We start from the raw sequence: 19,036 nt of genomic DNA, 5'->3' as shown, positions 1-19,036 counted from the left end.
TATGTTAAGTACAGAAGATTTTGACTATAATTTACCAGAGGAATTAATCGCGCAAACACCTATTAAAGATCGCGATCACTCAAGAATGCTAGTATTAGATCATGAAACAGGTGAATATGAAGATCATCATTTCTATGAAATACTCGATTATTTAAATCCAGGTGATGCTGTGGTAATGAATAATAGTAAAGTTTTACCAGCTCGACTTTATGGAACAAAGGTTGATACTAATGCTCATATGGAAGTGCTACTTTTAAATAACATTGAAGGTGACAAGTGGGAAGTACTGATGAAACCTGCTCGAAAAGCACCAGTTGGAACTGTTGTCACTTTTGGAGATGGCCAATTAAAAGCAGAAGTATTAGAAGAATTAGAACATGGTGGAAAAATAATAGAATTTAAATATGATGGTATTTTTATGGAGATACTAGAGCAACTTGGAGAAATGCCTTTACCACCATATATAAAAGAACGATTGGATGATCCAGATCGTTATCAAACTGTTTATGCAAAAGAAATAGGTTCAGCAGCAGCACCAACAGCAGGTTTTCACTGGACAAAGGATTTGTTAAAAAAAGCAGAAGAAAAAGGTGTTAAATTAGTATATCTCACTTTACATGTTGGTTTAGGAACATTCAGACCTGTGTCTGAGTCAGACGTAAGTAAGCATGTAATGCACTCCGAGTTTTATCGTTTAGATGAAGAATCAGCAAAAACTTTGAATGAAGTAAGAGCAAACGGTGGAAAAATTATTGCTACAGGAACGACATCAATTAGAACATTAGAAACAATTGGTTCTAAATTTAATGGTGAAATAAAAGCTGACAATGGATGGACAGATATTTTTATTAAACCTGGATATGAATGGAAAGTTGTAGATCATTTCATTACAAACTTTCATTTACCTAAGTCAACTTTAGTGATGCTTGTGGCATCATTTACTGGAAGAGAAAACATATTGAATGCATATCAACACGCTATTGAAGAAAAATACCGTTTCTTTAGTTTTGGAGATGCAATGTTTATAAAATAGTGATATTTTTGTAAAGTCCTATTTAATATAGGACTTTTTATTTAGTATTTAGCTGTATAAAATTTAGTATTTTTGATAAAATTGACTAATCTTTAATGAAAGTGAAGTAAACAATGGAATCTCCAATTAAATATACATTATTGAAAAAAGAAAAACATACTGGAGCTAGACTGGGATTATTACAAACACCTCATGGAACTTTTGAAACACCAATGTTTATGCCTGTTGGCACTTTAGCCTCTGTTAAAACTATGGCACCTGAAGAATTAGATGAAATGGGTGCTTCGGTAATTCTTTCTAATACATATCATTTATGGCTAAGACCTGGTGAAGAAATTGTCAAAGAAGCTGGTGGTTTACATAAATTTATGAATTGGGATAAAGGTATCTTGACTGATTCTGGTGGTTTTCAAGTGTTTTCGCTAGCTGATACTAGAAATATCACTGAAGAAGGTGTTCATTTTAAAAGTCACCTTGATGGTCGAAAACTATTTTTGTCACCCGAAAAAGCTATTCAAGTTCAAAATGACCTAGGACCTGATATTATGATGAGTCTTGATGAATGTCCTCCGTATTTTGAAAGCTATGAGTATGTTAAAAATTCTATAAATAGAACGACACGCTGGGCAGAACGTGGATTAAAAGCTCATCAAAATCCAAATACTCAAGGATTATTTGGTATTGTTCAAGGCGCTGGATTTGAAGACTTGAGAAAACAATCTGCAAAAGATCTAGTTAGTTTAGATTTTCCAGGTTATTCTATAGGAGGACTTTCGGTTGGTGAGTCTAAAGACGAGATGAACAGAGTTTTAGACTTTACAGTTCCAATGTTACCTGAAAACAAGCCCCATTACTTGATGGGTGTAGGGACTGCAGATTCATTGATTGATGGTGTAATTCGTGGAGTTGACATGTTTGATTGTGTTCTTCCCACTCGTATTGCAAGAAATGGTACTTGCATGACATCAAAGGGAAGATTAGTTGTTAAAAATGCAAAATATGCAAGAGACTTTCGTCCACTTGATGAGAATTGTAATTGTTATGCCTGTCGTAATTATACGCGTGCTTATATTCGTCATTTATTAAAAACAGATGAATTATTTGGAATGCACTTAACTAGTTATCATAATTTATACTTCTTATTAGATGTTATGAAAAAAGTACGTCAGGCTATTAAGGATGATAACCTTTTAGAATTTAGAGAATCATTTTTTGAAGAGTACGGATTTAATGAAAAAAACGCTAAGAAGTTTTAGATTTTTTGAGTATTGTAGTACAATGTCTTATATATAAAAAAACAGAGGTGCTTAAATGAATTATTCAATGATTATCTTACTTATCTTGATGTTTGTGGCAATGTATTTCTTCACAGTTAGACCACAAAAGAAACAACAGGAAAAACGTGCTGAAATGCTACAAAAAATGAAAAAAGGTGACTCTATTGTTACTATCGGTGGTATGAAGGGTAAAATCGATGAAATCGATATGGAAGCAAAAGAAGTTGTTATTGATGTTGATGGTGTCTTTTTAACATTTGATATTGCTGCAATAAGACAAGTTAATAATTCAACAGCTACACCTACACAAACAACACCTGTTGAAGAAAAGAATAGCGAAAAAATAGAAGAAAAAGTTGAAGATACTGAAAAAGTATCAAAAGAAGAAACAACTGAAGAAAAATAAAACGTTCATTTGAACGTTTTTTTTTCGGTCTTTAATAGTATTAGTGTAAAATAAATAAGATAAATAAATTAAGAGGTTGTATTAAAATGAAACAAGAAAATCCGGCATTGTTTATAATTTTTGGTGGGTCAGGAGACTTAGCTCATCGAAAGTTATATCCCGCTTTATTTAATTTATATAGAAATAACTATATCAATAAAAAATTTGCTGTAATTGGTACTGCAAGAAGAGATTGGAGCGATGATTTTTTCAGAGATACTGTTAAAGAATCGTTAAAAAAATTCTGTGAGGATGAAAAAATGGTACAAGAATTTAGTAGCCATTTTTATTACCAGTCGCACGATGTAAATGACTCTCAACACTATATAACATTAAAAAAGCTTGCTCAAAGTTTAAATGATAAATATGAACTAGAAGAAAACCGCGTATATTATATGGCTATTGCACCTTCACTATTTGGAACTGTTGCAGGACATATTAAATCGGAAAATTTAATTACGGATAATGGATTTAATCGCTTAGTTATCGAAAAGCCCTTTGGACATGACTTTAAGTCTGCTAAGAAATTAAATGATGAAATTTCACAAACATTTGATGAAGAACAAATCTATAGAATAGATCACTATCTTGGAAAAGAAATGGTTCAAAATATTCCTGTTCTGAGATTTAATAATCCAGTGTTTAATACTATTTGGAATAAAGATTATATTTCAAATGTGCAGATTACATTGGCAGAATCACTTGGTGTAGAAGAACGAGGTGGATATTATGATGGAGCAGGTGCATTAAGGGACATGGTTCAAAATCATGTCATGCAAATACTGGCACAGCTTACAATGGAAAAGCCTGAAGAATTCACCTCACAAAAAGTTCATCAATCAAAAAAAGAGCTTTTTGCAAGTTTAAAGATGTTATCTAGTGATGAAGTTGATAAAAACTTTGTACGTGGACAGTATGGAGTTAATTTGAATCAAACTCAAATCTCATATCGTGAAGGGCCTAATATAAATCCTGAATCTCAAACAGAGACCTATGTTGCAGGGAAAATCATGTTTGATAACGATACTTTTAGAGGTGTGCCTTTTTATGTGAGAACTGGTAAAAGATTGCCAGAAAAAAGTACAAGAATAGATATTGTTTTTAAAAAAGATATCAAAAATATTTTCACCTCATTAAATGAATCAGAAATCAAAGAAAATATTTTTTCAATCATTATTGAACCGGACCAAGGCTATGAACTATTAATGAATGGTACAAAAGTTGGTATGGATTTTGCTACGGATACTTTTTCAATGAACTTTAAGCGCTCAGCAAAAGAACTTGATAAAGTTCCAGAAGCTTACGAAAGATTAATGGTTAACATATTGGATGGTGATCATACTAACTTTACTCATTGGGATGAATTATCAAGTACTTGGAAATATATTGACGTAATTCGTCAAAAATGGGATGAAGAAAAAGAAGATTTTCCTAACTATCGAAGTGGAACGTTTGGACCAAAAAAAGCAGATGATTTACTAGCTCGTGATGGTAATCAATGGGTTTTTAGAGGATAAAATTTAAGGAGAAAACACCTTGAGTTTAATTGAAATCCCACTAGTAGTGGATGATAGCCGAAAAATTTTACATGTTGATATGGATGCATTTTACGCTTCGGTAGAAGAAAGAGAGCATCCAGAATATAGAAAAAAAGCACTTGTTATCGCTCACGATCCAAGAAAAAATAATAATCACGGAGTGATAACGACTGCTAATTATAACGCGAGAAAATACGGAGTTCATTCTGCAATGCCTGCTCAAAAAGCTGTTGAGTTGATTCCTAAAAGTGAGCTTGTATTTACTAACCCTAATTTTACTTTATATAGAAAAGTATCGAATTATATACATGATATTTTTAAAAGCGTTACTGATAAGTACCAGACCGTTGCATTAGATGAAGCATACTTGGATATTACAAACAATAAGTTAAATGAGTCTAGTGCTTTAAAAGTTATGCAATATTTACAGGCCCGAATATATAAAGAAACTGACTTAACTTGTTCAATTGGAGTTTCATATAATAAATTTTTAGCTAAAATGGCGTCTGACTATGCTAAACCCTTTGGAAGAACTATAGTTTTACCAGAATATTCAACAGAATTCCTGGCAAAAATTCCAATTGAAAAATTCAATGGTATAGGAAAGACAATGCAAGCTAAACTTCATGAAATGAATATATTTACAGGTGAAGATTTGCAAAACTTAGATCAAGATATAATGTTAAACGAGTTTGGCAAGTGGGGATTTTTAATGTTTCAACGCTGTCGAGGTATTGATAATAGCCCAGTTGAAGCCAATCGTCTAAGAAAATCCGTTGGTAAGGAGCAAACCTTTAACAAACCACTAATAACTAAAGAAGAAGTATATAGACAACTTAATACTTTGAGTAATCAGGTTTATAAAGTTCTAATAAATAAGCATTTACAAGGAAAAACTGTTGTTGTTAAAGCAAGAACAACAAGTTTTGAAACAGTATCAAAAAGAAAAACTTTAAATGATTACTTACATAGTGAAATTGAGATTTATAATACAGCTCAAGAATTATTTGACGAAATTGACATTGATTTGGAGTTACGCTTGGTTGGTGTTACAGTTACTACCATAGATGAGTTTGGTTTTGAAGAATTACCATTAAAATTATTTAAGGATTAAAATTAAAATGGAAATAAAATTAATTAAAGAAAAAATTGAACAGTATGATAAAATTATTATTCATCGACATCAACATCCAGATCCAGATGCCTTAGGATCACAAAAATCTTTAACTTTATCGATAAAAAAAACATTTCCTAATAAGCAAGTGCTTATGGCTGGAGAATCAGTTGGCGATTTAGACTGGTTATCGCATATGGATAACGTTAATCAAAATGACTACAAAAACGCGTTGGTCATTGTTGTTGACACTGCTAATGTACCTAGAATAAGTGGTGAAAATTTTGATAAAGGCAACTTTTTGATAAAAATTGATCATCATCCTGATAATGATCAATATGGTAATTTGAGATTTGTTGACGATGAAGCTTCTTCTTGTTCAGAAATAATGTATGATTTGCTTACTCAATGGAAGTTTGTTATTGATAAACAAGTTGCGAATGCTATTTATGCAGGAATTGTTGGCGATACAGGGAGATTTATGTATGATGCAACATCTTCTCATACATTTGAAGTGGCAAGTGAATTATTAAATTTAGGTGTTGATCTGCCCAAAATAAATCAAAAATTAAGTGAAGTGACATTGCAACAGGCCAAATTACAAAGTAGTGTGTATGACTATTTAACAATTGATAAAAGTGGAGCAGCTTGGGCTATTATTACTCAAGAAAATCTAAAAAAATTAGATGTAACAATGGAACAAGCCCATGCTGTAGTTTCTTCCCCTGGTCGTTTGAAAGGGGTAGTTTCTTGGATAATTGCAGTTGAGAAAAAAATACCTGAAACAGGGTTTAGAATACATTATCGATCAAAAGGACCAATTATAAATACCTTGGCAATGAACCATGATGGAGGAGGACATCCTTTGGCTAGTGGTGCAAATGCTAAAGATGAAGAAGAAGTTAAGCAAATAATTAATGAATTAATACAAGCTGTTAAGGATTTTAAATAGGAGAAAAAACGTGGTAACAACCTTTAAATCAATGGGATTCAAAGATTTTATTAATAAATCTTTACAAGAAATTAAATTTTTAAATGCAACTCCTGTCCAAGAAAAAGTTATTCCTTTAGTAAGAAAGGGACAAGATTTAATTGTTCAGTCTCAAACTGGTAGTGGTAAAACTCATGCATATTTATTACCAATTTTTGATAAATTAGAGCATAGTGAAAATAATCAAGTACTAATAACGTCACCTAGTCGTGAATTAGCATATCAAATATATGATGACACTGAAGAAATTGCTAAAAACGATAATATTAGTGTGAGTAATTATGTAGGTGGAACAGATAAAAAAAGACAAGAACAAAAACTAGAAAATTCACAGCCAGAAATTGCAATTGGAACACCTGGTCGTTTACTAGATTTGATTAAGTCTAATCACTTAAAAGTCAATGAAACTAAAGTTTTAGTCATTGATGAAGCAGATATGACTTTAGATATGGGCTTTTTGGATGATGTTAATCAAATTGCTAGTGCAATGAGTGAAGATTTACAGATACTAGTTTTTTCAGCTACTATTCCTGAAAAGTTACAACCATTTTTAAAAAAATATCTTACACAACCAAAATTTGTTGTTATTGATAATCCAAATGTTGTAAGTGAAAATGTCGAAAATTGGCTAATCTCAAGTCGTGGTCAAAATAAGCATGAAATGATTTATCAAATATTAACTACTGGACAGCCATTTTTATCCTTAATCTTTGCAAATACAAAAAATGAAGTTGATGATATTTATGACTTTTTAATTCATAAGGGATTAAAAGTTGCTAGAATTCATGGCGGTTTAACTCCAAGGGAACGTAAACGTACTATGAAAAGAATTGAAAACATGGAGTTTCAGTTTGTTGTTGCAACTGATTTAGCAGCTAGAGGAATTGATATTACCGGAGTTTCACATGTTATAAATGCTGAAATTCCCGATGACTTAGAATTCTTTATTCATAGATCTGGACGTACTGGGAGAAATAATCTTTCAGGAATTGCAATAACTCTTTATAATCCTTCTGAAGAGGAAAAAATTACAGTACTAGAAAAAATGGGAGTGAAATTCAAACCTAAAGAAATAAAAAAAGAAGGAATTGTTGACACCTATGAAAGAAATCGACGTCAACAAAGAACGGCTTCTAATGAAAAACTCTCAACAACAATGAGAGGATTGGTTAAAAAGCAAAAAACGAAACGCAAACCGGGTTATAAAAAGAAAATCAAAAATGCGATTAGTGAAGAGAAACGAAAGAATAAAAAAATAGAGGCTCGTCAGCAACAGAGGGCACTACGTAAAAAGAGAAAAAATGAAAATTCATATTAAATTTGACATTTTTACTTTTCACAATTATTCTTTTAATGGATATATTTTTTAAATTAATTTTTATAGAGAAAGTATGGTTGGTGAAAATACTTAAATTAATTTAATTAATGCTACCAGTAAAAATGTTAATAAATGTCTAAAGAGGCAAACGATTGAGTCGTTGCAAACAAGGTGGTACCGCGCACGGGCGTCCTTGTAAGCAAGACTCTTTTTATTTTCTGGAGGAAATTATGAAAAAATTATCAAGTGCAGAGATTAGAAAACTATTTTTGGATTTTTTCAAAAGTAAAAATCATGAAATTGAACCAAGTGCATCATTAATACCGGTAGATGATCCAACATTACTTTGGATTAATTCAGGAGTTGCAACATTAAAGAAATATTTCGATGGAACTGTCATTCCAAAAAATCCAAGGATAACAAATGCTCAAAAATGTATTAGAACAAATGATATTGAAAATGTTGGTAAAACAGCAAGACATCAAACATTTTTTGAAATGTTGGGTAATTTTTCAGTTGGCGATTATTTTAAAGAAGATGCAATTCCATGGGCTTGGGAATTTTTAACAAGTGATAAATGGATTGGCCTAGATAAAGAAAAAATGTATGTTACTGTATATCCTAAAGATACAGAAGCATATAGAATTTGGCATGAAGTTGTTGGATTACCTGAAAATCATATATTTAAAGTTGAGGACAATTTCTGGGATATCGGCGAAGGACCTTCGGGACCAGATACAGAAATTTTTTATGATCGTGGGCAAAAATTTAATAACGTTGATGAAGATGATCCGGAAAATTATCCAGGTGGAGAAAATGAACGTTATTTAGAAGTTTGGAATGTTGTTTTTTCTGAATTTAATCATCTACCTGATGGTTCTTATGTCGAACAACCACATAAAAATATTGATACGGGTATGGGATTGGAACGTTTGGTTTCTGTTGTACAAGAAACTAAAACTAATTTTGAAACTGATCTATTTATGCCGTTAATTAATAAAGCTGAGGAACTCAGTAACGGGAAAAAATACGGTCAAAATATAAAAGATGATATTTCATTTAAAATAATTGCCGATCATGCGCGTACAGTTTCTTTTGCAATTGCTGACGGGGCATTACCTTCAAATGAAGGACGTGGATATGTTATTCGCCGACTAATTAGAAGAGCAGTTTTAAATGGAAAAAAACTAGGAATAAATGGTTCTTTCTTAAATGAATTCGTTGTTATTGTTGGACAGATTATGGAAAGTTATTATCCTGAAGTATCTAACCAAAAAGATTTTATTGTTAAAGTTATTAAGTCTGAAGAAGAAAGATTTTCAAATACTTTAACTGATGGACTAAGCTTATTAAATAGCTTGTTGGAAGAATTAAAAGAAAATAATAAAAAAGAAATTTCTGGTGCTGATGCATTTAAATTATTTGATACGTACGGATTTCCTTTTGAAATGACTGAAGAAGCTGCACATGATGAAGGCTTCGAAGTTGATAAGAATGGTTTTGAAGAAGAAATGAGTAAGCAAAAACAAAGAGCTAGATCAGCACGTGGCAACTTACAGTCTATGGGTTCACAAGATGAAGTTTTAATGAATATAAAAACTGAAAGTGAATTTGTTGGATATCATTTCAACTATGACGTTGATGATGCAATCTTAAAAGACATTGTCTTTAATGATATTTTAGTAGACTCAATAAATTCAGGTAATGCTCAATTGGTATTTGATAAAACTCCATTTTATGCTGAAATGGGTGGACAAGTTGCTGATAAAGGAAATATTTACAATCAAAGAGGAGAAGTTGTTGCTAAAGTTGAAGATGTGCAACATGCTCCAAATGGTCAAAACTTGCATTATGTTGAAGTTATTGGTGAATTAAACAGTGGTGAAAAATATCAATTAAAAATAGATAGAACTTTTAGAAAAAAAGTTCGTAGAAACCATACAGCTACTCATTTACTAGACCAGGCATTACGTGATGTTTTAGGTGAGCATACTCATCAAGCGGGTTCATTAGTAGAACCAGATTATTTAAGGTTTGACTTTACAAGCTTAGACGCAGTTACTTTTGAGCAGTTAGAAAAAATAGAACAAATTGTCAATGAAAAAATTTGGGATGAATTACCAGTTAATACTACTGAAACAGATATTGATTCTGCAAAAAAAATGGGGGCAATTGCTTTGTTTGGTGACAAATATGGAGATATCGTTCGTGTAGTGCAAATCGGTGATTACTCAATGGAGTTATGTGGTGGCACTCATGCAGAGAATACTGCCGAATTAGGTCTATTTAAAATCAAATCTGAATCAGCAGTTGGTGCAGGAACAAGAAGAATTGAAGCTGTAACTTCAAAAGAAGCATTTGAATATTTAAATGAACAAATGTCCATACTAAACGAGACATCATCAGCTCTAAAAGTTACTCAAGCAAAAGATACTCCTAATAAGGCTCGTCAATTAATGACTGAGTTAAAAGAGGAAAAAAGAAATGTAACTAATTTAAAGGCTAAATTTGCCAGTCAACAATCTGCTGGAATTTTTGATGAGAAAGAAGATATCAACGGATATTCTGTAATTGCAAAAATTGCTCCCGTAGATGATATGAATGGCTTAAGAAAATTGGCAGATGATTGGAAAAACAAGAAAGTATCAGATATTTTAGTTTTAGGGTCAAAAACTGATGATAAAGCTAATTTAATCGTTGCTTTATCTGAAAATGCAATTAACAATGGCTTGAAAGCTGGAAATATTATTAAAGAAATATCACCATTTATCAATGGTGGCGGTGGTGGCCGTCCAGATATGGCACAAGCGGGTGGAAAAAATCCGGATGGGTTAAAAGAAGCCTTTGAAGCTGCAAAGAAGCTATTATAAAAATGATTATTTGTTATTAATAACAAAATCAGGTAAAATCACTTTAGATGTATTGGAGGTGTGATAGTTTGAGTTCACTAGATAAAACAATGAGTTTTAAGTTTAATGAAAATAACAATAGTAATGTTCATGACACTTTAGAAAAAGTATATGAAGCTTTACAAGAAAAAGGATATAATCCAATTAATCAAATCGTTGGGTATTTATTGTCTGGTGATCCAGCTTACATACCTCGTAATAATGACGCTCGTAATCTTATCTTAAGACATGAACGCGATGAAATAATTGAAGAACTTGTAAAAAATTATTTAGGCAAGGAAAATAAGTAATGCGTTTATTAGGATTAGATGTTGGGTCAAAGACCGTTGGAGTTGCTGTGAGTGATTTATTAGGCTGGACTGCCCAAGGGGTTGAAATCATTCCAATTAATGAGAATAAAGAAATATTTGGACTAGAAAGATTAAAAGAAATCATTGATCAATATGAAGTGACGGGGATTGTCTTAGGACTACCCAAAAATATGGATAATTCTTTAGGACCAAGAGCTGAAAAATCCCAAGCTTACGGAAAAATGATTGAGGATAGATTCTCACTACCAATAGACTTCATCGATGAACGTTTAACAACTGTACAAGCTGAAAGAATGTTAATTGATGAAGGAAATGTTTCAAGGAAAAAAAGAAAAAAAGTAATTGATAAATTAGCAGCAGTGATGATTTTACAAAATTATCTAGATGCTAAGGGTAAATTAATGAAGTAGGTGAAAGAAGATGGCAGAAGAACAAGAAGATCGTTTTGTTGAAGTTACAAATGATGATGGAACGACACAAACATTAAAAATAACTACTGTTTTTAATTCTGAAGAATTTGGAAAAGAATATATAATTCTTGAAGATATGGAAGAAAATGAAGATGGAGAAGTTTTTTATTATCCATACTCATTTGAAGCAGAAGATGAAGATGAAGGTAAGTTGACACCTGTTGAGTCTGAAGAAGAACTAGAAATGATTGATGGTGTAGTTGAGGCTATAACTGATATCGAAGAATAGCAGGATATTCCTGCTTTTTTAATGTTCAATAATTCAATTTAAGTCAGCCAATGGCTGACTTTTTTATTAAAAAAGGAAAAGAAATGAACGAGAAAATTTTAGACGTATTAGAGTTTAAAAAAATAACTGATCAAGTTTCAAAGTTTACAATAACTGAAATGGGACAAAGTCTAGTAAAAAGAATTACCCCAATGAACACAATTGATGAAGTACAAAAATCATTAGATGAAACATTTGATGGTATGAATATCATTCGATTAAATAAGTCAATTCCCATTAGAAAATTGGCTAATATTAATGAACAATTAAAAAGATTAAAAATTGATGCGACATTGAGTAGTACAGATTTATCATTAATTGCTATGCAGCTAGTTAACGTTAATGAACTTAAAAACTTTTTTCAAAGATTATTAGAGGAAGAAAAAAATTTAACGTTTAAACAAATTGACACGATTTTTCAGAATTTGATCACAATACCTGAATTAAACGAAAAATTAAAAAGTTCAATTTCTGAAAATGGAGCAGTATTGGATACTGCTTCAATAAGATTAGGAAATATAAGAAATAGTATTAAGTCATTGAGCAATAATGTTAGACAGTCAATGGAAAAGTATACTAGGGGAAATAATTCTAATTATTTAAGTGAAGCAATAATTACAATACGTGATGAAAGATTTGTTTTGCCGGTTAAACAAGAATACCGTTCAAAATTTGGTGGAATCATTCATGATCAAAGTGCATCAGGACAAACGTTATATATTGAACCAGCAAATGTTGTTGAATTGAATAACGATATTGCTCAAAAAAGAATTGATGAGAATAATGAAATTCAAAAAGTTTTGCGAGAATTATCCGATTTAGTTAGACCTTTTATTAATGACTTAGAAAAAAATCATACACTAATTGCAAAATTAGACCTAATAAATTCTAAAGCAAAGTATGCAACAGAAATTAAAGCAACTGAGCCAATCATTAATGCAAATAGAGTTGTTGAATTACGACAAGCAAGACATCCATTGTTAAATAAGAGTGTAGTAGCTAATGATATAATCTTAGGAAAAGATTACACAACTATAATTATTACTGGTCCTAATACTGGTGGTAAGACTATTACATTAAAAACTTTAGGGTTACTTCAATTAATGGCTCAATCAGGATTATTTATACCGGCAAATGAGAACAGTCAAGTTGCAATATTTGATGAAATATTTGCGGATATTGGTGATGAACAGTCAATTGAACAAAATTTAAGTACTTTTTCTTCTCACTTTACCAATATTATTGAAATCTTCAAAAATGTAAACGAGCGTTCGCTGGTATTATTTGATGAACTTGGTGCTGGAACAGATCCGCAAGAAGGTGCAGCTTTGGCTATTGCAGTAATAGAGAAAATGATTGCTAAAAAAGCTTTTGTGGTCGCAACTTCTCATTATCCAGAGTTGAAATTATTTGCTTATGAAAATAATGAAACAATTAACGCTAGTATGGAGTTTGATATTGATACTTTACAACCAACCTATAAGTTTTTGATCGGAGTTCCAGGATCAAGTAACGCAATAGATATTGCGGAAAAACTTGGCTTGGACAAAGATATTATCGAAAGTTCAAGAAGTTTGATAAATGGTCAAAGTCAAGAATTAAACAATATGATTAAATCTTTAGAAGATCAACGAAAAAAATTTGTTGAAAATAATCAATTATTAGAAGAAAAGTTATCAAAGAATAGTGAACTTCAAGAAAAACTCGATATTCAATTGAACAATTTAGAAAAATCTAAAGAAGATATTTTGATTAAGGCTAATAAACAAGCTGATGAACTTGTTGCAAAAGCAATTAAAAAGTCCGAAAAAATTATTTCTGATTTAAGAAAACTTCAATTAAGTGGTGCTGTGGTTAAAGAGGATAAATTAATATCTGCAAAGACTGATCTAAATAATTTGCGTCCTGATCCTGCTTTATTAAAGAATAAAGTATTAAAGAAAGCTAAGAAGAAACAAGAAATAAAACCAGGTGATGAAGTTAAAGTTTTGACTTACGGTCAGTTTGGTACAGTACTATCAAAAACAAAAGATGGACGATATGAAGTTCAACTTGGAATATTAAAGATGAAAATTTCTGAAGATGATTTAGAAAAACAAAATATTCAAGTTGAAAAACCTAAAAAAATTCGTTCAACAGTAAAAAGAACAACTAAAGCTACTTCTGGTCAACTAGATTTACGTGGATTGAGATATGACGAAGCTATGGAAAAATTGGATAAATATATTGATCAGTCACTATTACAAGGGTATGGACAAGTTACTATAGTACATGGCCGTGGTACAGGCGCAATTCGAAATGGTGTAATAGATTATCTAAAATCTCATAGACAAGTTAAACATTTTGAATTTGCTCCAGCATCAGCTGGGGGAAGTGGCGCAACTATTGTAGAATTTAAGTAATAAGCATTAAAATTGTTTTTGAAAAAAATATTGGTATATTATTACTGAGGTGATTTGAATGGTAGAAGAAATATTAGACAAAGACTATGATAAGATGACAAGTGAGGGTCTCGTTTTTACAGATTTTTGGGCAACTTGGTGTGGACCTTGTAGAATGCAATCTCCAGCTGTAGAGGCATTATCAGAAGATAATGATGATATAAAGTTTTTCAAAATGGATGTTGATGAGAACCCTCAAACACCTAATAGTTTAGGTATTAAGGCAATACCAACTATGACTTTAAAAAAAGACGGAAAAGTTGTAGAAACTATTGTTGGATATCACAGTAAAGAACAACTAGAAGAAATTATAAATAAACATAGATAATTAAAAAAGCTGGGATTTCCCAGCTTTTTTAATTTATTGTATTTTTATGATCTATTTCAATTGTAAAAACTACACTTTTTGCTTTCACGTTTATATGAGAAGTACAGTAGCTATTAGTAACTGTTTGCACAAATTCACATAAAAACCCTGCTTCTAGTGTGAATTCGGGGTTATCGGATTTAATACGTTGAGTAACTAAATCACCTGAAAGTACAAATTCAAATTCTTTTTTTGATGATTTTTTTATTTTTAGATCACCAAATTTTGCATTAGTAAAAAATAATATCAAATCATCTTCACTTTGAATTTTATCTAAGAATCTTGTAAATAATCTTTTACCCTCCCAATAAAGGATTTCTACTGAATCATCTTCAAGAATATCAGGTAAAACAATATCTCTTAATAAAGAGTAACTGAAATCATTATCCATGCTTATTATCTCCATTACTTAATAGTTAGATTATATCATTAAAAAGACTAAGTAATCAAAAAGTGGTAAACTATAATTTCAATAATAAAAAGAGGTGACTGTTTTGATTAATAATCAACCAATAGGTGTATTGGATTCGGGTGTAGGTGGATTAACAGTCTTAAAACAGCTAATAAAACGATTGCCTAATGAAAAATTTGTTTTTATAGGTGATCAAAAAAGGATGCCATATGGATCCAAAAGTCGTGAAGAAGTTATACAATTTACGAGACAAATGATCAAGTTTTTACTAAGTAAAAATGTAAAAGCTATAATATTTGCTTGTAATACTGCAACAGCTGAAGCATTAGATGTATTGAAAAGTGAAGTTGATGTTCCTTTAATCGGTGTTATTAAATCAGGAAGTGAAGATGCAGTCGAAGCTACTAAAAAAAATGTTGGAGTAATAGCTACACAAGGAACAGTTTTAACCGGAATGTATGAAAAGGAAATATTAAAATTAAATTCTGATTTAAAAGTTTATTCAAAAGCTGCTCCTAAATTTGTTCCAATGATTGAATCAGGAAACATTGATAGCTTGGAAGTAAGTAGGGTACTTAATTATTTTGATGACAAGAAGATTGAAACATTGGTATTGGGATGTACACATTATCCAATTATTTTAAGTGAAATTGATAACTACTTTAATGGTAAAATAAAAATTATAGATCCAAGCTTTAAAACGACAGAAAAGTTGGCCGAAGTTTTAGACAAAAAAGATATTCATGGGAATTCAAAACAAGAAATTAGTTTTTTTACTACTGGAGACAGTAATAATTTTGATAAATTCATTTTTCAAATATTAAATATAAAAATACCGCAATCAAGGAGTGTAAATATTGAAAAATAAAATTGTTATAGCCACTAACAATGTAGGAAAAGCTAAAGAATTTTCTGAGTTATTTAAAAAATATAATTTAGAGATAGAAACATTAAATGATTATCCAGAGTTCGGTGATATCCCTGAAACTGGCGAAACATTTGAAGAAAATGCGAAAATTAAAGCACATACAGTTGCGAAAAAACTAAAAGTCCCGGTATTAGCAGATGATTCGGGACTTGAAGTAGATGCCTTAAATGGACAACCAGGTGTTTATTCTGCTAGATATGCTGGAGATCATGATTTTGCGGCAAATAATGCAAAGCTATTGTCTGAATTGGGTGGGATACCACTTGAGAAACGGACAGCAAGATTCGTTAGCACACTTGTACTTGCACATCCAGAAGATGAAAACAAAGATGTAATAGTATCTGGAAGTGTTGAAGGTTTAATATCAATATTTCCAGAAGGCGAAAATGGTTTTGGATATGATCCGTTATTCTATATTCCAAAATTAAAGAAGACAATGGCAGAAATGTCAATGGAGCAGAAAAATTCATTAAGTCATAGAGCTCGTGCTTTAGAAAAATTAGAGAAATCTATGCCCGATTGGATAAATTAATTTGTTTGTCTTGTTTTTTATGCTAATATTTTAAATAAATAGGAGGTTTTCTTATGAATTTATCACAAGTAGCTGCATTAATTGCGGCAGTAGCATTTGCCGCTTTGGTAGTATATTTAATAATATTATTAACACAAACAACTAAGGTTTTAAAAGAACTAGAAAAAACTATGGCAGAAGCTAATGATACATTGAAGACAGTAACAAATGATGCCGATAAAATTTTAGATGAGAGTAACACATTGTTGATGAAAACTAATACTTTAGTCGATGATGTATCTTGGAAAATGGAAAAATTAAATCCATTATTTCAAACAGTCGAGAATTTAGGAGATAAAGCTCAAAGAGCTACTTCTTCTGATAAAAAAAGTTCTTCTTTTATGAGCTTTAATACAGCTTTGAAAGCTGCAAAGATGGCTAAAACTGTTAAGTCGTTTATGCCAGGAAGAAAGTAGGTGTCTATAATGGCTAAGAAAAGTCATTTTCTTTTAGGTGTTGTAGTTGGTTCTGCTGTGTCTTACGCAGTTACTAAGTATGTTTTACCTATGTCATCAAAAGAAGATTTGGTAGAAAAATTCAATGATATTAAAGAGGGTATGAGCGAGTCTATTGAATCTTTTGACAAAGAGAAAATAATAGATGATTTTAATTCTAAGACTTCTGATTTAAAAAATAATATTGATAAACAGATTAATAAAAAATTAGCTTCGGATGATAACTTTGAAAATATCATTCTCGATGAGAATAATTTAAATTTAAAAGACTAAAAAACCCTGAAAAGTTAGAAAAAATCTAGCGTTTTCGGGCTTTTTTATTTAAAGGATAGTAATGAAAAATAAAAAAATAGTATTAGGAATTATATTAATTGCAATGAATTTAAGACTGCCAATAACAATGATTCCTCCTTTAATGGAACAAATAAAGCTAAGTGTAAAATTACCATCTTCAATGGCTGGCTTATTGACGTCAATACCCCTTTTAACATTTGCAATCATGTCGCCTATTATTGTTAAATTAGGAAAGAAAATAGGTAATGAATTATCAATATTTGTGCTTTTTTCTTTATTAGTAATAGGGAGTTTTTTGAGAATCATTCCAACAATGTTTTTCTTATTTTTTGGAACTTTTTTAATAGGCATGGGTATTGATAGTGGTAATGTTTTAATTCCGGCGGTTATTAAGGGAAAAATGCCAAACAAAATTTCTCTTGGAACAAGTCTATATACAGTTTCTATGATGGTTATGGCATCTGTTGGGAGTGCACTTTCAGGATTTTTAATAATTAGAACTAGTTTGGCTAATACGTTATTTGTATTATCACTAACCAGTATAGTCGGCTTATTAGCATGGTTACCAAATGTAAGTTTTAAGAAAGATGAAGAATCTGATAAAAAAATAAAGATAAATACATATAGATCAGTATGGAAACAGCCAATCGGTTGGTTAGTAACGTTATTATTTGGGCTACAGTCTTTAATCTCATATTCTTTAATTACTTGGATTCCGTCAATATTAATTGATCAAGGCGTAAATTCTGTAGTTGCAAGTACGACGTTAACAATATTTCAATTTGCAGGAATTCCATTTTCTTTAATAACTCCTATGTTAGTTGAAAAGAAGTGGGGAATGAATTCGTTGCTAATAATTACTTTTATTGGCTTTATAGGTGGTACGTTTGGATTGTTTATTACTAATATGAGCTCTGGTTTTTACTTTTTTATAGGGCTTATATTGGGGTTTGCATCTAGTGCTGCCTTTAATTTAACAGTGGTATTTTTTGGTAAAAAAACGACAAATCCTTATCAAACTGTTGAAATATCTGGAATGGCTCAATCTTTTGGATATTTACTAGCTGCAGTTGGTCCGTTTGTTTTTGGAGTTTTACATTCTTTGTTTAACACATGGAGTATTTCATTGTACATAACTATTGTATTGTCGTTAGTTATGATAATTGTTGGATATGTTATATATGTTTCACCAAATGTTAAAGAATAAAAAAACACTTTCAAATTTGAAAGTGTTTATTTTTTATTACGTCCTTTTACAAGACCAACAATTGCCGGAATTGCTGAAACAATGATAATTCCAATGACGATCAATGAAAAATGTTTTTGAACCGCCGGGATATTTCCAAATAGATATCCAGTAGTGGTAAATAAAGCAACCCATAATGTGGCACCTAAAATATTATAAATTAAAAATCTTTTATAATGCATTGAACCACTTCCGGCAACAAATGGAACAAAAGTTCTAATAAAAGGAATAAATCTTCCTATGACAACTGTAATTCCACCATGTTTTTCAAAAAAAACATGTGCATCATATAACTGATCTTGATTAATAAATTTTTTCAAAAACGATTGTTTAGTTGCATAGTTACTTAAATGCTCACCAAGTTCGTAATTCACAGAATCACCAATTACAGCTGCTAGAATGAAAATGGTTAATAGTAACCAGACATTCAATTTTGCGTTTGCATTTGCGGAGAGTGCTGCTGCTGCAAAGATTAATGAATCACCAGGTAAGAATGGGAAAATTACTAATCCTGTTTCAATAAAAATTATTAAAAACAAAATTACATATGTCCAAATACCAAAACTTCCTACCATTCCGGTTAGATGTTTATCGATGTGTAGAATAAAATCAATAAGTTGCAAAATGTTTACCTCAATTTATTAGTAT

General features: G+C 31.0%; 20 protein-coding genes. 18 read left to right on the top strand and 2 right to left on the bottom strand.

The window, feature by feature from the left end:
- Window position 1 precedes the first annotated feature (1 nt).
- The 13 genes from queA (at window position 2) to trxA (ending at window position 14,443) form a co-directional block, all read left to right on the top strand.
- Window positions 2–1,033 carry a tRNA preQ1(34) S-adenosylmethionine ribosyltransferase-isomerase QueA gene (gene queA, locus ACUV9F_RS05270; protein WP_446183283.1) on the top strand — a complete coding sequence of 344 codons (1,032 nt, stop codon included), beginning with the start codon at window positions 2–4 and terminating at the stop codon, window positions 1,031–1,033.
- 113 nt (window positions 1,034–1,146) lie between these two features.
- On the top strand, window positions 1,147–2,289 hold the full coding sequence (gene tgt, locus ACUV9F_RS05265) for a tRNA guanosine(34) transglycosylase Tgt (RefSeq protein WP_446183282.1): 1,143 nt from the start codon (window positions 1,147–1,149) through the stop codon (window positions 2,287–2,289).
- Between the two features lie 55 nt (window positions 2,290–2,344).
- Entirely contained in the window at window positions 2,345–2,716 is a 372-nt protein-coding gene (gene yajC / locus ACUV9F_RS05260; RefSeq protein WP_446183281.1) for a preprotein translocase subunit YajC, read from the top strand.
- 86 nt (window positions 2,717–2,802) lie between these two features.
- Window positions 2,803–4,272 (top strand): glucose-6-phosphate dehydrogenase, encoded by a 1,470-nt coding sequence (zwf, locus tag ACUV9F_RS05255; RefSeq protein WP_446183280.1) that lies wholly within the window; start codon window positions 2,803–2,805, stop codon window positions 4,270–4,272.
- A 19-nt stretch (window positions 4,273–4,291) separates the two neighbouring features.
- Complete coding sequence (dinB, locus tag ACUV9F_RS05250; protein WP_446183279.1) at window positions 4,292–5,407, top strand: DNA polymerase IV; 1,116 nt, start codon at window positions 4,292–4,294, stop codon at window positions 5,405–5,407.
- Window positions 5,408–5,414: 7 nt separating this feature from the next.
- Window positions 5,415–6,359 (top strand): DHH family phosphoesterase, encoded by a 945-nt coding sequence (locus tag ACUV9F_RS05245; RefSeq protein WP_446183278.1) that lies wholly within the window; start codon window positions 5,415–5,417, stop codon window positions 6,357–6,359.
- A gap of 31 nt (window positions 6,360–6,390) precedes the next feature.
- On the top strand, window positions 6,391–7,716 hold the full coding sequence (locus tag ACUV9F_RS05240; protein ID WP_446184357.1) for a DEAD/DEAH box helicase: 1,326 nt from the start codon (window positions 6,391–6,393) through the stop codon (window positions 7,714–7,716).
- 230 nt (window positions 7,717–7,946) lie between these two features.
- Window positions 7,947–10,586, top strand: a complete 2,640-nt coding sequence (gene alaS / locus ACUV9F_RS05235; RefSeq protein ID WP_446183277.1) for an alanine--tRNA ligase — start codon at window positions 7,947–7,949, stop codon at window positions 10,584–10,586.
- Window positions 10,587–10,654: 68 nt separating this feature from the next.
- Entirely contained in the window at window positions 10,655–10,915 is a 261-nt protein-coding gene (locus ACUV9F_RS05230) for an IreB family regulatory phosphoprotein (protein ID WP_446183276.1), read from the top strand.
- Window positions 10,915–11,346, top strand: a complete 432-nt coding sequence (ruvX, locus tag ACUV9F_RS05225; RefSeq protein ID WP_446183275.1) for a Holliday junction resolvase RuvX — start codon at window positions 10,915–10,917, stop codon at window positions 11,344–11,346. Before ACUV9F_RS05230 ends, ruvX begins: the two co-directional genes overlap by 1 nt.
- Window positions 11,347–11,356: 10 nt before the next feature.
- Entirely contained in the window at window positions 11,357–11,635 is a 279-nt protein-coding gene (locus ACUV9F_RS05220) for a DUF1292 domain-containing protein (RefSeq protein ID WP_446183274.1), read from the top strand.
- An 83-nt stretch (window positions 11,636–11,718) separates the two neighbouring features.
- Complete coding sequence (locus ACUV9F_RS05215) at window positions 11,719–14,076, top strand: endonuclease MutS2 (RefSeq protein WP_446183273.1); 2,358 nt, start codon at window positions 11,719–11,721, stop codon at window positions 14,074–14,076.
- Between the two features lie 58 nt (window positions 14,077–14,134).
- Window positions 14,135–14,443: a thioredoxin gene (gene trxA / locus ACUV9F_RS05210; RefSeq protein WP_446183272.1), complete on the top strand. Its 309-nt coding sequence runs from the start codon at window positions 14,135–14,137 to the stop codon at window positions 14,441–14,443.
- Between the two features lie 28 nt (window positions 14,444–14,471).
- Here the strand turns inward: trxA and ACUV9F_RS05205 are convergent, their stop codons facing one another.
- Window positions 14,472–14,873, bottom strand: a complete 402-nt coding sequence (locus ACUV9F_RS05205) for a DUF2507 domain-containing protein (protein WP_446183271.1) — start codon at window positions 14,871–14,873, stop codon at window positions 14,472–14,474.
- A 103-nt stretch (window positions 14,874–14,976) separates the two neighbouring features.
- Here ACUV9F_RS05205 and murI point away from each other — a divergent pair, with 103 nt between their 5' ends.
- The 5 genes from murI to ACUV9F_RS05180 all read left to right on the top strand — a co-directional run bounded on the left by murI (window position 14,977) and on the right by ACUV9F_RS05180 (window position 18,349).
- A complete protein-coding gene (gene murI, locus ACUV9F_RS05200; RefSeq protein WP_446183270.1) occupies window positions 14,977–15,762 on the top strand; it encodes a glutamate racemase in 786 nt (261 codons plus the stop codon).
- Window positions 15,752–16,354: an XTP/dITP diphosphatase gene (locus tag ACUV9F_RS05195; protein WP_446183269.1), complete on the top strand. Its 603-nt coding sequence runs from the start codon at window positions 15,752–15,754 to the stop codon at window positions 16,352–16,354. Before murI ends, ACUV9F_RS05195 begins: the two co-directional genes overlap by 11 nt.
- A 53-nt stretch (window positions 16,355–16,407) precedes the next feature.
- Window positions 16,408–16,809, top strand: coding sequence for a DUF948 domain-containing protein (locus ACUV9F_RS05190; protein ID WP_446183268.1), 402 nt, complete (start codon window positions 16,408–16,410; stop codon window positions 16,807–16,809).
- Window positions 16,810–16,818: 9 nt separating this feature from the next.
- Window positions 16,819–17,121: a hypothetical protein gene (locus ACUV9F_RS05185; protein WP_446183267.1), complete on the top strand. Its 303-nt coding sequence runs from the start codon at window positions 16,819–16,821 to the stop codon at window positions 17,119–17,121.
- 61 nt (window positions 17,122–17,182) lie between these two features.
- Window positions 17,183–18,349 (top strand): CynX/NimT family MFS transporter, encoded by a 1,167-nt coding sequence (locus ACUV9F_RS05180; protein WP_446183266.1) that lies wholly within the window; start codon window positions 17,183–17,185, stop codon window positions 18,347–18,349.
- 26 nt (window positions 18,350–18,375) lie between these two features.
- Here the strand turns inward: ACUV9F_RS05180 and ACUV9F_RS05175 are convergent, their stop codons facing one another.
- On the bottom strand, window positions 18,376–19,011 hold the full coding sequence (locus ACUV9F_RS05175) for a VTT domain-containing protein (protein WP_446183265.1): 636 nt from the start codon (window positions 19,009–19,011) through the stop codon (window positions 18,376–18,378).
- Between the last annotated feature and the right edge of the window lie 25 nt (window positions 19,012–19,036).

Source organism: Daquilactobacillus linshuiensis (assembly GCF_052828685.1).
This window is presented reverse-complemented; position numbering and strand designations above follow the sequence as displayed.

Bases quoted from the DNA above. Each gene is read 5' to 3' on its own strand.
- ACUV9F_RS05205 (WP_446183271.1), bottom strand. From the start codon at position 14,873: ATGGATAATGATTTCAGTTACTCTTTATTAAGAGATATTGTTTTACCT.
- alaS (WP_446183277.1), top strand. From the start codon at position 7,947: ATGAAAAAATTATCAAGTGCAGAGATTAGAAAACTATTTTTGGATTTT.
- ACUV9F_RS05190 (WP_446183268.1), top strand. From the start codon at position 16,408: ATGAATTTATCACAAGTAGCTGCATTAATTGCGGCAGTAGCATTTGCC.
- ACUV9F_RS05245 (WP_446183278.1), top strand. From the start codon at position 5,415: ATGGAAATAAAATTAATTAAAGAAAAAATTGAACAGTATGATAAAATT.
- tgt (WP_446183282.1), top strand. From the start codon at position 1,147: ATGGAATCTCCAATTAAATATACATTATTGAAAAAAGAAAAACATACT.
- zwf (WP_446183280.1), top strand. From the start codon at position 2,803: ATGAAACAAGAAAATCCGGCATTGTTTATAATTTTTGGTGGGTCAGGA.
- trxA (WP_446183272.1), top strand. From the start codon at position 14,135: ATGGTAGAAGAAATATTAGACAAAGACTATGATAAGATGACAAGTGAG.
- queA (WP_446183283.1), top strand. From the start codon at position 2: ATGTTAAGTACAGAAGATTTTGACTATAATTTACCAGAGGAATTAATC.
- ruvX (WP_446183275.1), top strand. From the start codon at position 10,915: ATGCGTTTATTAGGATTAGATGTTGGGTCAAAGACCGTTGGAGTTGCT.
- ACUV9F_RS05185 (WP_446183267.1), top strand. From the start codon at position 16,819: ATGGCTAAGAAAAGTCATTTTCTTTTAGGTGTTGTAGTTGGTTCTGCT.
- ACUV9F_RS05240 (WP_446184357.1), top strand. From the start codon at position 6,391: ATGGGATTCAAAGATTTTATTAATAAATCTTTACAAGAAATTAAATTT.
- ACUV9F_RS05220 (WP_446183274.1), top strand. From the start codon at position 11,357: ATGGCAGAAGAACAAGAAGATCGTTTTGTTGAAGTTACAAATGATGAT.
- yajC (WP_446183281.1), top strand. From the start codon at position 2,345: ATGAATTATTCAATGATTATCTTACTTATCTTGATGTTTGTGGCAATG.
- ACUV9F_RS05215 (WP_446183273.1), top strand. From the start codon at position 11,719: ATGAACGAGAAAATTTTAGACGTATTAGAGTTTAAAAAAATAACTGAT.
- ACUV9F_RS05180 (WP_446183266.1), top strand. From the start codon at position 17,183: ATGAAAAATAAAAAAATAGTATTAGGAATTATATTAATTGCAATGAAT.